The sequence below is a fragment of the Amycolatopsis sp. NPDC114503 genome (assembly GCF_055633655.1).
Map to the genome: position 1 here is coordinate 508,428 of NZ_JBVKDT010000003.1, position 17,170 is coordinate 525,597.

General features: G+C 71.4%; 13 protein-coding genes. 11 read left to right on the forward strand and 2 right to left on the reverse strand.

Going from position 1 to position 17,170, the window contains the following annotated elements; genetic code table 11:
• Positions 1-18: 18 nt before the first annotated feature.
• Positions 19-1,305 (forward strand): type VII secretion protein EccE, encoded by a 1,287-nt coding sequence (locus ACZ7OI_RS14970; RefSeq protein ID WP_470264747.1) that lies wholly within the window; start codon positions 19-21, stop codon positions 1,303-1,305.
• 65 nt (positions 1,306-1,370) lie between these two features.
• Here ACZ7OI_RS14970 and cynS read toward each other — a convergent pair whose 3' ends face one another.
• The gene (gene cynS / locus ACZ7OI_RS14975) at positions 1,371-1,841 is read right to left on the reverse strand and encodes a cyanase (RefSeq protein WP_470264748.1); all 471 of its coding nucleotides are present in this window, start codon (positions 1,839-1,841) and stop codon (positions 1,371-1,373) included.
• A gap of 313 nt (positions 1,842-2,154) precedes the next feature.
• On the opposite strand from cynS, the gene ACZ7OI_RS14980 reads away from it, so the two are divergent.
• From ACZ7OI_RS14980 to ACZ7OI_RS15005, 6 genes are all read left to right on the forward strand, one after another.
• Positions 2,155-3,462, forward strand: a complete 1,308-nt coding sequence (locus ACZ7OI_RS14980) for a hypothetical protein (protein ID WP_470264749.1) — start codon at positions 2,155-2,157, stop codon at positions 3,460-3,462.
• Complete coding sequence (locus ACZ7OI_RS14985; protein ID WP_470264750.1) at positions 3,459-4,493, forward strand: hypothetical protein; 1,035 nt, start codon at positions 3,459-3,461, stop codon at positions 4,491-4,493. The genes ACZ7OI_RS14980 and ACZ7OI_RS14985 overlap by 4 nt, the downstream gene beginning before the upstream one ends.
• Position 4,494: 1 nt before the next feature.
• Positions 4,495-7,497, forward strand: coding sequence for a hypothetical protein (locus ACZ7OI_RS14990; protein WP_470264751.1), 3,003 nt, complete (start codon positions 4,495-4,497; stop codon positions 7,495-7,497).
• 123 nt (positions 7,498-7,620) lie between these two features.
• Positions 7,621-8,148, forward strand: coding sequence for a hypothetical protein (locus tag ACZ7OI_RS14995; RefSeq protein ID WP_470264752.1), 528 nt, complete (start codon positions 7,621-7,623; stop codon positions 8,146-8,148).
• Between the two features lie 9 nt (positions 8,149-8,157).
• Positions 8,158-8,970, forward strand: a complete 813-nt coding sequence (locus tag ACZ7OI_RS15000) for a DUF3592 domain-containing protein (RefSeq protein ID WP_470264753.1) — start codon at positions 8,158-8,160, stop codon at positions 8,968-8,970.
• A gap of 21 nt (positions 8,971-8,991) precedes the next feature.
• A complete protein-coding gene (locus ACZ7OI_RS15005) occupies positions 8,992-9,993 on the forward strand; it encodes a hypothetical protein (protein ID WP_470264754.1) in 1,002 nt (333 codons plus the stop codon).
• Here the strand turns inward: ACZ7OI_RS15005 and ACZ7OI_RS15010 are convergent, their stop codons facing one another.
• On the reverse strand, positions 9,994-11,163 hold the full coding sequence (locus ACZ7OI_RS15010) for a PucR family transcriptional regulator (RefSeq protein ID WP_470264755.1): 1,170 nt from the start codon (positions 11,161-11,163) through the stop codon (positions 9,994-9,996).
• Positions 11,164-11,273: 110 nt separating this feature from the next.
• Between ACZ7OI_RS15010 and ACZ7OI_RS15015 the strand changes: the two genes are divergently transcribed.
• The 4 genes from ACZ7OI_RS15015 to ACZ7OI_RS15030 are packed head-to-tail and all read left to right on the forward strand — an operon-like array spanning position 11,274 to position 17,161.
• Complete coding sequence (locus ACZ7OI_RS15015) at positions 11,274-13,292, forward strand: acetate--CoA ligase family protein (RefSeq protein ID WP_470264756.1); 2,019 nt, start codon at positions 11,274-11,276, stop codon at positions 13,290-13,292.
• Positions 13,285-14,604 carry an alkyl sulfatase dimerization domain-containing protein gene (locus ACZ7OI_RS15020; protein WP_470264757.1) on the forward strand — a complete coding sequence of 440 codons (1,320 nt, stop codon included), beginning with the start codon at positions 13,285-13,287 and terminating at the stop codon, positions 14,602-14,604. The genes ACZ7OI_RS15015 and ACZ7OI_RS15020 overlap by 8 nt, the downstream gene beginning before the upstream one ends.
• Positions 14,605-14,657: 53 nt before the next feature.
• The gene (locus ACZ7OI_RS15025; RefSeq protein ID WP_470264758.1) at positions 14,658-15,980 is read left to right on the forward strand and encodes an MFS transporter; all 1,323 of its coding nucleotides are present in this window, start codon (positions 14,658-14,660) and stop codon (positions 15,978-15,980) included.
• Positions 15,980-17,161 (forward strand): alkyl sulfatase dimerization domain-containing protein, encoded by a 1,182-nt coding sequence (locus ACZ7OI_RS15030; protein WP_470264759.1) that lies wholly within the window; start codon positions 15,980-15,982, stop codon positions 17,159-17,161. The genes ACZ7OI_RS15025 and ACZ7OI_RS15030 overlap by 1 nt, the downstream gene beginning before the upstream one ends.
• The last annotated feature ends 9 nt before the right edge of the window (positions 17,162-17,170 follow it).

Below are 17,170 nucleotides of genomic sequence, written 5' to 3' on the forward strand. Positions count from 1 at the left end.
GACGTGAGGAGAGCTGCCGTGACCCATCCCGGCGAGGCACATCCCGGCCGGCGCGCCAGCGCCCCGGCGCGACCGGTCCCGGAGCCGATACCGCTCGCCCGGCCGATCGGCCAGGGCCAGCAGATTCCCGTGCCGGCCGACGCACAGGCAGCGGCTCGCACCGCCGCCCTGGCGGCGCTGACCGCGGCAAGAGCAGCAGCTCCTTCCCCAGCCGCTGCTTATGCCCAGCCATGGCGCCCGGTCGTGACGACCCCGCCCCCGGCTCCGGCGCACCTTCCGGCACAGCGACGTCGCCGATGGGGAGCGCTGCAGATCGTCTGCGGGCAACTGGTGCTGGTGGCAGCGGTCTTGGCGATCGACCGGCCGTGGCCGGTGGCGGCCACGATCGGGCTCGGCGCCGCGGTGCTGCTGGCCCTGACAGCACTGCGGTACCGCGGCCGCTGGGGCTACGAGTGGCTGTCGCTTTCCGTCGGTTACGCGCTGCGCGACCGGGAACGCGAACTGGCCGACGCCGACGAGACCGGCCGCGCCCTGCTGCGCACCCTGTCGCCGGAGGGTTCCGGACACATCGGGCAACTCGGCGACGATCCCGTGTTCCTCTTCAGCCGCACGGACGGGATCAGCGCCGTCCTGCGCCCGGACTCGCTCCCGCCGACCCCGATCCCCGGCCCCGAAGCGCTGCTGCCGCCCGCCGAACCGGGCACCGGCTTCGTCGCCCAGGTGATGTACCACGCGGGCGTCGACCGTCGGCAACCGCCGCGGATTTGGCTTGCGCTGCAGGCATTGCGCACCGCCGAGCGGTACGAGGACGATGCCGTGCGCCAAGCGCTGGCCAATGCGCTGAGGCGCGTGCAACGTCGCTTGCGCCGCGACGGCGTGCCGACGACTCCGTTGGGAGAGCCCGAGTTTCTCGGCTCGATCGCTTCGCTCGCGCACGTCACGGCGGGCCGCACCCAGGTCCGGGAGCAGTGGCGGCTTTGGCACAGCGGCTCGGTTTCCCAGGCGGCGTTCCGGCTGGACGGCTGGTCGGAGCTCCCGCCGGCGACGACTCCGCGATTGATCCACGCGGTGCTGGGCGCGACGTCCCAGACCGCTGTGACGCTCTCGCTGACCGCCCGTCGCTCGGCCGGGGCGCCCGAGGTGACGGCCGCCGTACGCGTCGCCTCCCCTCATGCGGCGGCGGTCGAACAGGCGGCCCAGGTGCTGGCCCGGCTCACGGCGGAATGGGGCCTCCGGCTGGACCGGCTCGAAGGCCGTCAGCACGACGGGTTGACCGCTACTTTGCCGCTGGGGTCTTTCTGCTGAGCTTCAGTTTCCGGAAAACCGCGCTTTCTCCCGGCCCGGTTCCCGAATTCTTCGGCGGAATCGGCTCAGAACGGCTTGGCCGGCAGGTACTTGCCGTCCAGGGTGATCACGGCCCGCTCGCCGCCCTCGGGGTCGGCGACCTTCTTCACGTCGAGCTTGAAGTTGACCGCCGAGATGATGCCGTCGCCGAACTGTTCGTGGACGAGGGCCTTCAGGGTCGTTCCGTAGACCTGCAGGATCTCGTAGAAGCGGTACATGGTCGGATCGGTCGGCACCCGGTCCGGGATCGACCCCCGCACCGGGACCGTCTGCAGCAGCAGCGCCGCGTCGTCATCCAGGCCGAGCAGCTCGGCCACGGCCTCTGCGGACGCCTTCGGCAGCGGATGCTGGCCGAGGACGGCAGCCGTCGTGAAGACCACCGACAGACGGGCGGCGTCGGCGATCTCCTGCCAGGTGAGGTCCTTGCGGGTCTTCGCCTCCACCGCTTTCGCGGCCAGCGCCTCGCGGACGGCGGGGTCGAACTGGGCGTGCACCATGGGAGTCCTTTCCTCGAAGGGACCGCTTGCCGCCGGGAGTTCAGCAGGACCCGGACGCGCTCGTGCAGGCGCCGGACTGCCAGCCGCGCGGACTCGGATGCCCCAGCCTGCCAGGCGGCGGCACGGGTGAGCCAGTCTCCGGCGAAGTACACCCGTCCGGCCGGGGCACGGCCACACGGCTTGACGACCGCAGCCGGACGGCACGCGAACTCGGCGCAAATCCCGGAAACGATTGTTCCTGCCCCGCATGCGTTCCCTCAGCCGCACGCGCAACCCGCGGCAGGATAAAGTTCGGGCGGAACGAGGGGGCGCGATGACGGCAGGCCAGGTGCAGTCCCGGTTGCGCTCGGCCGTCCTCGCGCAGGCCTGGCGGCGGATCCCGGGCGTCGAGGTCCTTTCGGCGGGCGACGGCGGTCCGCTGACTCGCACGGTCAAGAAAATCATCGACCCTCTGGTCATTCGCACCGCGGCACGGCCCCGGCTCGGCCGTCCGCTGCTGGAGCCGGAGGCAGCGGCGGAAGTGACCGAGCTGCTGCTGGCCGACTCGGCGCGGCTGCGCGCCACGGCGGCGTGGTTCACGCACCTGAAACGGCAACGCCGGGCCCTGCGCATCACGGCCGGAAACGTCCAGGACGTATGTTTTCCGCTCGCCTACGAACTCGCGACAGCCTTCGACATGCCGGACGCCTCCGCGCCGGAGCGGGCCGCGGCGGCGTTGCGCGAATGGCACGGCGAAGACGGTACGGCCGGGATCGATCAGTTGAGCCGGTACTTGGCAGACCCCCAGCGCTCCGCCGACTTGACCGCCGAACTGCGTCGTCGCTGGCGCACAACACCGCACCCATACCAGACAGAAGACGCCGCAGCGCTGCTCAACACCGTCGTCAACGGCTTCACCGACGAGGCTTGGCAAGCGCTCGCCGACTCCCCCGCCGGACATGCGTTCGGCCTGGCCTTGCGTCAGCCCGGCGGCACCGCCGCGCTAGCCCGGGCTGTCCGCGAGGTTTCCGGCCTGCCCGCGCCGGATCTCGGGCTGCAGCGCGGCGAACGCACCGCCGTACCGCCGCTGAACCAGCGCGACGAAACCGGCGGCGAGCTTCTCGAACGCAGCATCGAACGACGGGTCCGCGCGACCTTGCGCCGGGCGGCCGGGCAAAGACCCGTCGCCGAGCTGGTCGACGAAGAACTCAGCCGTACGGCCGCCGGATTCGGGCTTGAATTGCCCGTGCTGGCAACGTGTTTCGTACTCGGCGTCGTCCTCGCACCCGCGCTTCGGCCGCTCGAGGGTGTCCCGTCCAGCGACCTCCCGGAGTTCGCGCAGCGGCTCAACGCCCAGGTCGCCCGGGAGGGATACGTCCTCTACGCACGCCGAGCGCTGGCCGGTTCGACGCCCCTCGCCGCGCAGCCGGACGCCGAGATCCTGCGAGAGCTGCGTGAATTCGCGAAGCGGTTTCTCGCTAGGCTGTGGGTCCGGCTGCACGGCTTCGACGTCAGCGGAGAGGTCCCGGCCGACTTCCGGGACCTCCTCACCGGAGTAGTCCGGTCGACGTCGCTGGACCTGCGGACGAAAGTGCGCCGCGCCCTCGTCGCCAGCCTGCCGCGACTGGAGGCCGCCTCGTGACGCATCCCGTGCACACTCCCGTCATCGCGGCCGACGGCGGCCTCATCCGCTTCGCGCTGGCCGATCTGCTCGGCGCTTCGGCGCCTTCGATGCGGATCGAACTCACCGACGCCAGCGCGGCCGAACCGTGGCTGACCAGGCTCGTCGGCACCGAAGCCAGCCTGAGCGCGCTCCGCGACGGGCACGTCGACGTCCCGGCTCGGCCGGAATTGGCCGCCCTCGCGCTCCTGCTGTGGGCCCGCCGCTGGTGGCCCGCCAGCCCGATGCTCGGAATCCCGTCGCTCGACCCGGCGCTGCTCGACTTCGAAGCGGCCGTCGCGACCACGGCAGTCGAAGACCTCGCCGAAGGCTTGCTCGACGGCTTCGAGGCCAGCCCGGGAGAGCTGTTCGACGCAGCGAATGGCTTGTTGGCCGCCGCAGGACCGGTCGCCGAGGAAGTCCGGCGGCTGTGCACACAGCTTTCCGCGTGGTTCGACCGCCAGGACGACCTCGAACGAGCCGAAGCCGCGGCCGAACTGGCGGCTCGGGTAGCCCCTGGTCAACGTGCGTACGCCTTGGCCGCCGGCTCCGGCCCCGCCGCGTCCGGCGAGGGCGTGCTGGCCGAGGGACGCGTCAGTGTCGACTGGGCCCGGGTCCCGCCAGGCGTTCTCGATGCCGCCGAAGACACGGTGACCTGGCGGATTGTCGCGACCAGGACCGCCGCCCGGCTTGAGGCCGAAGTCGCGGGCGCGCTCGGCGACGCGGCCCTCACCGCCGTCGCGACCCACGACGACGAGCCCTTCGCCGAAGTCCCGCTGCGCCTCGGCAGCGGAGGATTCGCCGGGACCGCAGACCTCGACGAAGCCGGGACCAGGCTGGCTGCGACGTCCCCCGCCCGGCTCGGCCTCGTCGTCGGAGCAGCGGACCCGGACGTCCACGGGACCACGCCGGAGGACCGGGCCGAGGTGATCTCCCTGGTGCGATCCCGCGAAGCGCTGCCGCCCGCCGCCCGGACCCTGGCCGAGCGAGCCGTCGCCGACGAGGAGTTCTGACGTGCTCGCCGGATTGCCGCCGCCGCTCGAGCCGCCGGACCGGCCGCTGCCCCCGGAACTCGCCGACGCGGTTTCGCACGGCTACAACTGTCGTTGCGTCGCAAGGCATTTCGGCCTCGACCCGGCTGTCTACCAGGAACTGCCCGCCTGCGCCCTGACCGAAGCCGAGTACGACGCCCTGCTCACCGAAGCCTTCGCCGTCCAGACCGAGGCCAAACAACTCGCCGCAGCGCGGGATGTCGCCGGTGCGCAACGGGCCTACGGCCGGATGCGCCAGCTTGCTCAGCAACTCGACCGCGTCAGCCTCGAAGTCGCCGCCGTCAGCGATCTGGCCACCGTCTGTTACTCCGCAGGCGATCTCCGCAACGCGCGCCAATGCGCGGAAGCCGTGCTCAGCGTCTTCGCGGTGAGCACCGCAGCCATCGTCCACTTCGGACAGTACGCCGAACTGCGGATGATCGAGGGTTCCCGCGAGGTAGCGGAACGCGTCCTCATTTCTCTGTCCACTGAAAAAGGTGACCTCGACAAAGCACGGGAACTGCTCGCCGATCAGCGACGCCGCGCGGCGTTCCGCAAGGCCGCTGAACCCGGCCAGTTCCCGCCCGAGCAGCTCGACCCGCACGGTGCCGACGAGCTGGAGCTGCGCATCCTCGAAGTGCGCGTGCAAGTGGCCGCCGGAGATCCGGCCGGAGCGCGCGACGCGATCGACGAGATCCTGACCGACCTCGACGGTCTCGCGGACATTGACGAGGTCCGCGTCCAAGTAGCGGCGCTGCAGGCAATGGCACGAGCCGAACGCGCCCGCATCCGCCAGGCAGGCGGCGAGGAAGCAGACGCGACGGCGGACCTGCTGCGGCTCACAACCCGGCACGAAGGCCCGGCGGCGGCGAAATTCGCCATCGGACTGGCCGAAACCCGCGCGCTCGGCGGTGACTTCCCGGGCGCGATCGCGGCGATCGTCAAGGCCAGGGACGAACTCGCCGCCGCCGGAGTGACCGGAGACGTCGCCGAGGCCAGCTACGCGCTGGGCACGTTGCTGCTGGTCGCCGGCGAGGTCGCCCAGGCGCGAGACCAGTTCGAGCACGCGGGAAAGCTATGGGCGGCGAACGGAGACACTCCGGGCGTGCGTCGGCTCGCGTCCGCGCTGGCTCGCTGCTCCGCGGCCGAGGGCGACTGGCCGTCCGCGGAAGAGCACGTGGTCGATCTCCAGGCCGCGGCCCGCGAATCGGGCGAATGGCTGGAGTGCCTGCGAGCCGATTACCTGTCGGCCACGATCGGCTACGCACGCGGCGAAGACCCGCGAGCGGTGCTGGACGTGCTGCTTCCGGTCGCCCTCGCCGCACAGGAGTACCGCTTCGCCTTCGCGTCGGCCCAGGCGCGCACCGCGTGGGCGAACAGCGTCGCGGGCCCGGCGACGGAACTGCTGATGGTCCTGCTGACCCAACTCGGCGAGACACGGCTGACGGCGGAGCTGATCGAACGCGCCTGCGCGGTCGGCGCGTATCCCGAAGATCGTTCCCTGGACCTGACCGGCGAACTCCCCACGCTGACGGCACCACCCGTCGAGACCGGTCATCTTCCGTTGGCAGCATTGGGTTCGGTCACCTCGTCGCTCCCCCTCCGGCTCGCCCCGCCGCCCGGACTGCGCTGGTCGCCGTCCTCGCCGATGGAATTGGACGCCTGGTCCCGGCTGGCCGTCGAGAGGTACGGGTGCGTCCCGGCAACTCGGACTGTCGAAACGTGGCCAGCCGCCGACCCGGGCCGAGAGACGTTCATCCTGCGCTATGCCGACGCCGGGCACACCTACCTCAGCTGGCGCACCACCAGCGACCTCGACACCGTCCACACGCACCCGATCGACGCCGATCTCGTCGACACCGCGCGCGGTTTCCTCGCCGAGGCTTCCCCGACGCCGCGCGAAGGCGAACGGGTCGCCGACGCCGTCCGTCGTTCGCTCGACGCCTTCTCCTCGGGAGAGCAACGCCTTGCCCGCGTCCTCGCCCTCAACCTCCTGCCCGCCGATCTCGTCGCGCAACTCCGGCGAGCCACGCGCCCGCTGCTGCGAATCCAGCCGTCCCCGGCCCTCGCCGCGGTCCCGTGGGGTCTGCTCGCCCTCCCCGACCGGCGGCCGGACCACGTGCTCGACGCCGGCGAGGTCGACACCTGCTTCGACAGCGACGTCCGGATCCTCGACCTCGCCGACGTCTCCCTCCTCGCCCCCTCCGGAATCCCGCGCCGCGCGCCCGTGTCCGCCGGACCGCCCGTCTACCTGCTCGATCCGCGGATCCCCGGCCAGAGCGCGTTCGGCGAACTGGGTTCGGTCCTCGGCAAGCAAGACGAAACCTCGCCGCTGATCCGCCACCTCGACGCCCAACTCGCCACCGGCCCGGTCCGGCCTGCCGCCGTGCGCGGGCTGGACCTGGTCCGCCGCACCGACACCGACCGGCGGCTGCTCGCCGAACTGCTGGCCGAACCGTGCTCGCGACTGGTGTTCGCGGGGCACGTCAGCCGCATCCAGGACGTCCACGGCGCGCAGACCGCCCTGCACCTGTCCTGCTCAGCCGACGTGGCGGGCACGGCCGCCCCGATCGGCGCGCACCGGCCGTTCACCGCGGCCGACCTGGCACTGTCCGAAGTGGACATGCCCGCGCGGGTGGCGCTCATCGGCTGCGCGAGCGCGAGCGACTTCGGCCTGCCCGAACCGTTCGGCGTGCTGCTCGCCGCCGTCGCCGCCGGAGCCGGGCTGGTCGCCGCGACGGTCTGGGCGCTGCCGACGTCGGCCGCGGCGCCCGGCGCGGACCCGATGGCCGAGCTGATCGTCGCCGTCGACACCGCGCTCGCCGGGGCGGACCCGGTCACGGAGCTGTGCGCGTGGCAGCGGGATCGGCTCGCGCGCTGGCGCGAACGTCCCGAAGCCGCCCGCTCTCCGGTCTTCTGGGCAGCTCTGACCTGCCTCGACGCCACCGACGACGGCGGGCCTTGGCACGGTAGCGACCGGCTTTAGCGGCTGCCCCCGGGCCTCGCCCTGACCAGCATCAACGCACCCCGCAACCGCAAAACCTGGGTTCGGTAGCACCCCGCCCGCCCGAAGCTGTGTCCAGCACACCGACACAGCGAAAGGCACCCCATGTTCAAGAAAATCCGCGACAAGATCAACGAAGCCACCCAGCAGGGCATGGCCCGGGGCGCGCAAGACTTCCAGCAGCACGCCGAGCAGTTCCGGCAGGCCGCCGCCGCGCAAGGCCACGACATCACCCCGCAGCTGCCGACTCCTCAGGCGGCCGCTCAGGCGTTCCGCACCGTCGCGGCCGACCCGGAAATGGCGGCCTTCATGGCGCTGCCGATGGAGGAGCAGCTGCGCCAGCAGCAGGAACTCCAGGCCTACGGCACCGAACTGCGCCGGCTCTACGACACCGGCGAGAAGGCGACCCTGGTGATCCGCGCGCTGGAACCGACCGGCCGGACGGTCGCCGGGCAGGCGCAGTACACCGCGACGCTGGAGGTCACCCGTGCCGACGGCATGATGTACCGGACGGTCACCCCGCTGATCACCCCGCTGGCGACGATCCAGCAGTACGCGCCGGGGACCCGCCACGAGGCCCGCCTCGACCCCGCCGATCCGGCCAAGGTCGCGGTGTTCGGCCCGATCGCGTAGGCGGCCTCGGTGTTCAGTTCATTCGCGTTCGGTTTGCCGGACGATCCTGAAGAGACCCGCGCGTCGAGCCGGCGGCTGTGGCTGCTCGGGATTCCCACGACGCTCGCCTGGGCGGTCGCGGGATGGTCGGGCGCACTCGGGTTGCTGGACAACTTCCGGCTGATGTCGCTGAACCGCGTCGGCGCGTGGGGGGCCGACGCGGGGCCGGCGGCGTCGCTCGTGCTGTTCTTCAGCCTGTCGGTCACGGTGGCGTCTTCGCTCGGCTTCGCGATGCTGTGGGGCGGCGGAATGTCGTTGCGCCGCATGGGCATCGGCTTCCGTTCCAGTTCGCTGGCCGCGGCACTCGGGGTGGCGCTGGGCAGCGGCGTGGCGGCTCCCTCGTGGACGCCGCCGGAATCGGTCGGCGAACGGCTGCCCTTCCTCGACGGCAAGCCCGAGCCGTGGTCCGATGTGGACTGGGTGGTCTACTACGAGCCGTTCCTGGTGCCCGTCGTGGCCGGGCTCGTCGCGCTGGTCCTGATCGTGGTGCTGCTGCGGTCTTTCCTGCGCGCGGCCGAGGCGGACGACCGCGAGCAGGCGATCCTCCACTGCGGCCGCCAGGTGACCGGGCTTCTCACCCGCGTGGACTTCACCAACGTCTGGGTCATGGGGAACCCGAGATTCACCGTCCACGTGCGATTTCCCACCGAGACCGGCGAACGCGAGGTCGTGACGACGATGATCACACCGCTGTTCCAAGCCCCTTCCCAGGGTTCGGAGGTCAAAGTCCGCTACGACCCCAAGGACCCGAAATCCGTTCTGGTGGAACCGATTTCCCTCTGACCTCCCCAAGGGAGCATGTCCATGGCAGCCCTTCGCACGATCGCGTTCGGTTTCCTGACCGGCGTGACGATCGGAGCGACCCTGTGCTCGCTCATCGCCGGGATCGTCGTCGAGAGCGTTCCGTTGTTCGTGACCGGGCTGGGAATTCCGCTCGGCTACGGCATTCTCGTGTACCTCGGCGGAATGCCGCGCCGCGCCCGCGAGGCGGCAGTACCGCCCGTACTGGCGCTCGCGCGGATCGAAAGCCTGCGCGCCGGCGGCAGCGAAACGGGCGATCTCCCGCTCGAATTCGTCCTCACGGTCGCGCCGGACGGGGCACCGTCCCATCGCGCGGCCACGAGCCACACCGTCAACCTGGTCGATCTTCCCAGCTACCGCAAGGGCGACGTCCTGCTGGTCGCGTACCCGCCGGACCGGCCGTGGAAGGTCCGGATCGTCTCCAATCCGTCGCCGGAATGGCAGCGTCGCGCGGCGGAAGCGGTCATCGAGCCCGCGGCCGAGTCCACTTTGGTCCACCCGCCGCCGGAAGGGTGCGCGGCCGGTTACCTCACGTTGCTCGGGCTGCTGCTCGGTGCGGGCGCCGTCCTCGGGCTCTTCCGTGCCGAACTGTTCGCTCCGGACACCAGCGCCCCGGCACCGCCGCCTCCCGAGTCGTCCGCGGTGACCTCCTCGGGTTCCGCGACGGTCGACGTCGGCCCGGAACAGTCCTTGCTGGACGAGGGAGAGCTGCGCCGCGCTGTCGACGGGCTGGCCCAGAGCACCGACGTCTCGCAAACGCTCACCGCGGTCGTCCAAGAACACCGGCTGACAGTCGTCTTCGCGCCGTCCGCGGTCCAGATCCCGCGATTCGACCTCCGCACCCTGCCCGTCGACGAGATTCCCGCTCTGGTCCGGAAAGCCTTGCGCACCATCGACGTCGGCACGCCGCAGACCTGGCAAGTCACCGTCGCCCAGCTGCCCTCGGCACGCACCGTCCGCGTCACGGTGACCGGTCCCCGCGGCAGCGGTTCTCTCGCCGGGTGATCAGCCCGCCAGGCCGAGGGACGCGCCGAGCAGCAGAAGTCCTTTGGCTGTCCGGGGATCAGCGCCGGTCAGGTTGGCGATGCGCGACAGGCGATTGTCCACTGTGTTCGGATGGACGTGCAGCTTCCGCGCGGTCTCGCGGCGGTTGAAATCGGTGTCGAAGTACGTCCGGAGCGTCGTCGTCAGATCGGGCTCGCCGCCCAGCCGCTCCGCGAGCGCACGCAGCTGAGGAGTCGCCGCGCTGTCGTGGTTCAGCTGGTATTCGAAGAGATGGTCGGCGAGCACCGCGACGGTGCCGGGGACCGCGTTCAGCCGCAGGAGCCGTTCCGCCTCCGCCGCTGCCGCCGGGATTTCGGACAGCTCGGCCGCGTGGGCGAACGCACCGGTGATCTCCACCCCCGTCGTCTGATGCGCGCGCGGAACTGCTTGCCGGGCCTCGGTCAGCGCTGCCTCGTGACTGTCCGAAGCGGACGGGATGAGCAGAAGCCCGCCGTCCGGATCCAAGGCGGCCAGCACGTCTCCGGACAGTTCTCGACGCAGGTGCTGCAGCAGCAACCGCGCCTTCCGCTGTCCGGCCAGATGCCGGCCGACCGCGTCGCCGACCGAATCCGCCGGGTCCGCGGCGAACCGCAGCGCCAGCACGCCGTACGCCGGGGCGAGCCGGACGTCCGCCGGTTCCGGCACGACCTCCCCCGCCGCCAGCCGCCGGACCAGAGCCCGGGCCGCCTCGCGCTGTTCGTGGTCGGCGGTCTGGAATTCCTTCTGATGCGCCTGCACGGCCGCGTTCAGCACCTGGTGCAGGCACTTCAGCAGCACCGCGGTCGCCTCGCCGGGCGGCGCCCCGCCGGACAGGTCCTGGATCTCCGCCCACATCTCCTCGGCCGCCAGCAGATACGCGTGCATGAACTCGCTGACCGGCAGCCCCTCCGCGCCCCGTTCCCGGCCGCGCCTGCGGAACAGCTCCAGTTCGTCCTCGCGCAGTTCGTCGTGCTCCCGCACGGCGCGCGCGAACATCCGGCCGAACTCGCGGACCGTGTGCGCCATGTGCAGGTGCAGGTGTGCGGGCGCCTGGCCCCGGTAGTGCGGGGAGGTCTCGACGTACCGGCGGATCGTCCGCTCGCCCACCTTCGGCAGCCGGTGCTCGAAGCTGCGCCACGACAGTTGTGACATGTCACAGCACGGTAGCCGAAAACCTGGGCAATGTGCGCTACCAGCCGGATTGGCCAGCGGCGACAGTTGGGTTTGAGTCCATGACCGCGATCACAGGAGGCCCCGGACCCATGCGCTGCGAGCCGCTGTTCCGCCCGAAGTCGGTCGCCGTGGTCGGCGTTTCCGCGACCACCGCGCTGTCCTGGGGACGGATCGCGCTGGACCGGCTGCTGCGCGGCGGCTACGGCGGCGAGGTCTTCGCGGTCTCGCGCGGCCCGTTCGACCTCCCCGGGGTGCGGACGGTCGGCTCCCTCGCCGAAATCGGCTACGGCCCGGATCTCGTGGTCCTCGCGACCCCTGCGGAAACGGTCCCGGGGCTGGTCCGGCAGGCGCGCGAACTCGGCTCCGGCGCCGTCATCGTCTTCGCGGCAGGCTTCGCCGAGGGCGGCAATACCGCCCTGGAGGACGAACTGCGCGAGGCCGCCGGAGACCTGCCGGTGCTCGGCCCGAACTGCCTCGGCGTGGTGAGCCACCCGGCTGGGGTTCAGCTGTCGACGACCGTCTTTCTCGACCGCGAGCGCGTCCCGCCGGGCCCGGTCGCGATCGTCACGCAGAGCGGAGCGATGGGTTTCGTGCTCGCTGACCTGCTCGAACAGGCGGGAATCGGCTACTCCTACTACGCGAGCGTCGGGAACGAAGCCTGCCTGTCGAGCCATGAACTCGGCAGCTACCTGCTCGATCAGCCGGACGTCGAGGTGCTTGTGCTTTACCTCGAAGGCGTGCGCGACGCGGACGGCCTCCGCGAACTCGGCCGACAGGCGCGAGCGACAGGCAAGACCGTGGTGGCCCTCGCGGTGGGCAGCAGCGCCGCCGGCAGGCAGGCTGCCTTGTCGCACACCGCGGCCGTCGCCGGTGACCACTTCCTGCTTGCGTCGCTGTGCCGACAGGAGGGCATTCACCTGGTCACGGACGACGACCAGCTCGTGGACGCCGTGCTCTGCGCCCGCAAAGGCACGACGCTGCCCCCGGCTCCCCGGCTCGCCGTGCTCACGATGTCCGGCGGCGCGGGCGGCATCCTCGCCGACAATCTCACCGCGCTGGGCGTCCGGATTCCGCCGCTGTCCGGTGCGACGCGCGCGAAGCTCGCCGAGGTCGGCGGCGTCGAGGCGGCCGACGAGAACCCGGTCGACCTCGGCGGCAACATCGACCGCTGGCTCGACCGCGTCGGCGATCTCCTCGGCGCGCTCGACGAAGACCCGGCGCTGGACGGCGTCGTGCTCTACCTGACATTCGGCGATCGGTTCCGGGAGGCGTACCACCGGCTGGCCGCAGCCGCCGCCGGGATGCGGACGCCGACGTGGTTCGTCTGGGCCTGTGCGCCGCCCGGCGAGCTGGCTGAGATCGGGCGGCCGGACACGGTGCTGCCCAGCATCGGCGCCCTCGTGCGACGGCTTCGGGTGCTGGTCCCGGACCGGGTCCCGGAGCCCGCGCAGCGCCTCGCCGCCGACGACCGTCCAGTGTGGACAGAACTGCGGGCCGTTCCGCTGCTGGAGGACGCTGGTATCGCGCACGTGGACACCGCCGCCGGGGCCGATCTTGCCGCTGCGGTTCGGCAAAACGGCTGGCCGGAGCCGTATGTGGTCAAGGGCGATGCCGCTGACGTACCGCACCGGGCCCGAGCAGGGCTCGTCCGCGTGGGCGTCACGGCGGCCGAACTTCCCGCGGTGCTGGAGGCGCTCCAGGCCCGCCTGGACGAGGTCTCCGCCGACCCGGAACGCACGCTCGTCGTGCAACCACTGCTGCCGCACACCGCCGAACTCGCCCTCGGCGCGACGCGGGATCCGTTGTACGGCACCGCGATCGTCCTCGGCGCAGGCGGCGACCGTGCCGAGGACCCCGCCGCACCCCGCCGCGCGCTGCTGCTTCCGGCGACCCCGGAGCAGCGGGCCGAACTGGCCGCCTGGGCCGGCGACGTCCTCGCCGTCCCGGTCCCCGCCGTCGCCGCCGCGATCGACGGTCTCGTCCGCATCCTCGGCGACCACCCGGAATTCGCCGAAGCCGACCTCAACCCGCTCTGCGTCGCCGGTGACGACCTGGTCGCCGTCGACGCGCTGTTCACCGAGACTCTTCAGGAGGCATCCCGTGACTGACCTGCTCGACTACGCCGACAAAGTCTGGCGAGGCGAGGCCGACACCCGCGTCTACCACACCGGCGCGCTGCGCAAGGACGGTCTGCACGAGCTGGCCGAGGGCGTCTGGATGTGGCCCGCGTTCGGCAACGTCTTCCTCTTCCCCACCGCCGACGGCCTGTTCTGCTTCGACACCGGCGAACGCCGCACCGCGAAGGACCTCTTCGGCGCGACCCGCGCCCGCACCGACGCCCCGCTGCACACCGCGGTCTACTCGCACGGGCACATCGACCATGTCTTCGGCGTCGGCCCGTTCGACGCTGAGGCCGAGGAGCGCGGCTGGCGCCGGCCGTCCGTGCTGGCCCACGAGAACACGCCGCCGCGCTTCGAGCGGTACGCCCGCACCCACGGCTACAACACGGTGATCAACCAGCGGCAGTTCCAGTCGCCCGGTTTCCGCTGGCCGGACCGATACCGGCATCCCGACCTCACCTACCGCGACACCACGACGCTGCGGATCGGCGACCTCGACGTCCGGCTGAAGCACGCCCGCGGCGAGACGGACGACGCGACGATCGCGTGGCTGCCCGAGCGGAAAATCCTGTGCTGCGGCGACTTTTTCATCTGGTCCTCCCCCAACCCGGGCAACCCGCAGAAGGTCCAGCGCTACGCCGCCGAGTGGGCGCGGGCGCTGCGCTGGATGGCCGGACTGGGCGCGGAACTGCTGCTGCCCGGTCACGGCGTGCCGATCGCCGGCGCCGATCGGATCCGGACCGCGCTGTCCGACACCGCCGAATTCCTCGAAACCCTGCACGACCAGACCGTGGACGCGATGAACGCCGGAGCCACGCTCGACGAGGTCGTGCACGGCGTCACCGCGCCTGCCGAGCTGCTGGCCAAGCCGTACCTGAAACCGTCGTACGACGAGCCGGAATTCGTCGTCCGCAACGTCTGGCGGCTCTACGGCGGCTGGTACGACGGCAACCCGGCCAACCTCAAACCCGCCCGCCGCGCCGACCTCTCCCGCGAACTCGCCGACCTGTCCGGCGGCTCCGACCGGCTGGCCGCCCGCGCGCGGGAGCTGCTCGCCGCGGGCGAACACCGGCTGGCCGGGCACTTCGCGCAGCTCGCCGTGGACGCCGCGCCCGACGACGAGACCGCGCACGCCGCCCGCGCGGAAGTGTTCACCGCACTGGAAAAAGCCGCGACCTCGACGATGGCCAAGGGCGTCTACGCCTGGGCCGCCGCCGAATCCCAAGCCGTGCTCGACGGCACCGACCGCGCCGAGCAGCTGCGCGCCCGCACCGCGGGCCGCACCCGCTGGGCCTTCTGAACCGCCTCCCGCAGCACCCCGTCCGACAACGACGTTGAAATGGGGACCCCACGATGAACGCTCCCGCCCTCCCCGCCGAAACCTCCGCTCGCCGGCGCGCCCGCGGCACCAGCGCCCGCGGCTGGGTCGTCACCGGACTGCTGCTGGTGTTCATGCTGATCAACTTCGCGGACAAGGCCGTGCTCGGGCTCGCCGCGAAACCGCTGATGCACGATCTCGGCCTGACCCCCGAGGCGTACGGCCTGATCAGCAGCGGGTTCTACTTCCTGTTCAGCATTTCCGCGATCGTGGTCGGCTTCGTGTCGAACCGCGTGCCGGCGAAGTGGATCCTGCTGGTGCTGGGCGTGATCTGGGCGCTGACGCAGGCCCCGATGCTCGGCACGGTCGGTTTCGGCGCGGTGCTGGTCAGCCGGATCGTCCTCGGCGCGGCCGAAGGCCCGGCGAATCCGCTGGCCATGCACGCGGCGTACAAGTGGTTCCCCAACGAGAAACGCGGGCTGCCCAGCGCGTTGCTGAACGCCGGTTCCGGCATCGGCGTGGCGCTGGCGTCGCCGCTGCTGACGGCGCTGATCGTCGGCTACGGCTGGCGGTGGGCGTTCTTCGCGCTGCTCGTCGTCGGACTGGTGTGGTCGTTGCTGTGGGCGATCTTCGGCCGGGAGGGCAAGGTCGCCGGAACCGCGTCCGTGCACGCGGACGAGGCCAAGTCCGAAGCGGACGAGCCCCGGGTGCCCTACCGCCGGATCCTGCTGAACGGCACCTGGCTCGGCGGTTTCCTGGCCGGCTTCGCCGCGTACTGGGCGTTGGCCGTGCTCGTCGCGTGGGTGCCGCATTACCTCGAAACGGCGTTGCACTACAGCACGGTGACCACCGGGACGCTGGTCGCGCTGCCGTGGATCGCGTCGGTCGTGTTCAACCTGGCCCAAGGCGTGCTCAGCGACCGGTTGATGCGGCGCGGCGTGTCGAGCCGGGTGGCCCGCGGCGTGCTCGGCGGAGTCGCGGTGCTGGTCTCCGGTCTCGCGATGCTCCTGTTCCCGCACACCGGGGGCTGGTTCCAGATCGCGCTGCTGACCGTCGCGTTCAGCCTCGGCGGGGTCGTGTTCGCGCTCGGCGTCACGATGAACGCCGAGATCAGCCCGACCCGCCAGCGCGGCGCGGTGCTGTCGATCACCGTCGGCCTGGTCACCACCGCCGGATTGCTCGCCCCGTACCTCACCGGACGGCTCATCCAAGCTTCTTCGTCGCCCGAGGGCGGCTTCACGCTCGCCTTCACGATCAGCGGCCTCCTGTCCGTCGTGGGCGGTCTGCTCGCCGTGTTCTTCGTCAACCCGGACCGCACCGCGCGGCGGCTCGGACTCCGCACCGAGGTGGTCGGCTGATGCCTTTTCAGGACACCAAAAACCCGCTCTACGGCCGCGGCGAGATCACCGAGGTCGCGCCCGGCGTCCGCTCGATCGGCTTGCAGGGCAACAGCCTCGCGGTGGAAACGGCTTCGGGTCTGGTCGTGGTCGACACCGGACCGTCTCCGGACCTCGTCGCGCCGGTGCTGGACCAGCTGGGCGAGCCGGTGCGCTGGATCGTCTACAGCCACGGACATCTCGGCTACAACTACGGCGTACCAGGGTTTTTCGAGTACGCCGCCGCGCACGGCGAGCGCCGTCCGACGGTCGTGGCGCACGAGAACGTCGTCCGGCGGTATCAGCGGTACCTGGAGACGGCCGGGCTGCAGAACCACATCAACACCCGGCAGTTCCGCCGTCCGATGGCCGACCTGACGGCCCCGCCGCCGGTCACTTTCCCCGACCAGACCTACCGGGAAGCGATGACCCTGGCTCCGGATGTCCGCCTGCTGTGGGCGCCTTCCGAAACCGACGACGTGACCGCCGTGTGGCTGCCGTCCCAGCGGGTTCTGTACGGCAGCGCGGCGGTGATCAACGGCATCCCCAACATCGGGACGCCCATGCGGACGATGCGCGACACCGTCCGGTGGGCAGACACCTTGGACCGCCTTGCCGCGTTGAACCCGGCAGTGCTGGTGCCGGAGTTCGGCCCGGTGGTCCGCGAGGATCCGGTCCGGCAGCTCACCATGACCGCCGCCGCGCTCCGATGGCTGCGGAGCGCGGTCGTGGACCAGCTCAACCGGGGCCGGAGGGCGGACGACATCGTGCACGATCTCCGGTATCCGGCCGAGCTGTTCGACGTGCCGTGGATGCGCGAGCATTACGGGCACCGGGAGTACATCGTCCGAGACCTCGTGCGCTCGGAAACCGGCTGGTGGGACGGAAATCCGACGACCCTGCACCCTTCCCGGCCGGACGTCGCGGCCGCTGCCCGGGCCGAGGCGATCACGGACAAGCAGGCGGTGCTCGACCAGGCCGAGCGGCTGCGGGCGGACGGGCGGGTGCAGGAGGCGTTGCACGTGATCGATCTGCTGGCACTCGCGCCCGGGGACGACCCGCTGGTCAAGCAGGCGCGGGCAGTGAAAGAGGAGCTGTGCGCGGCGCGGGCGGCGGAGGCCAGCAGTTACGTTTCGCGGAGTTTCTACCGCAGCGGCTGGTGACGCACCGGC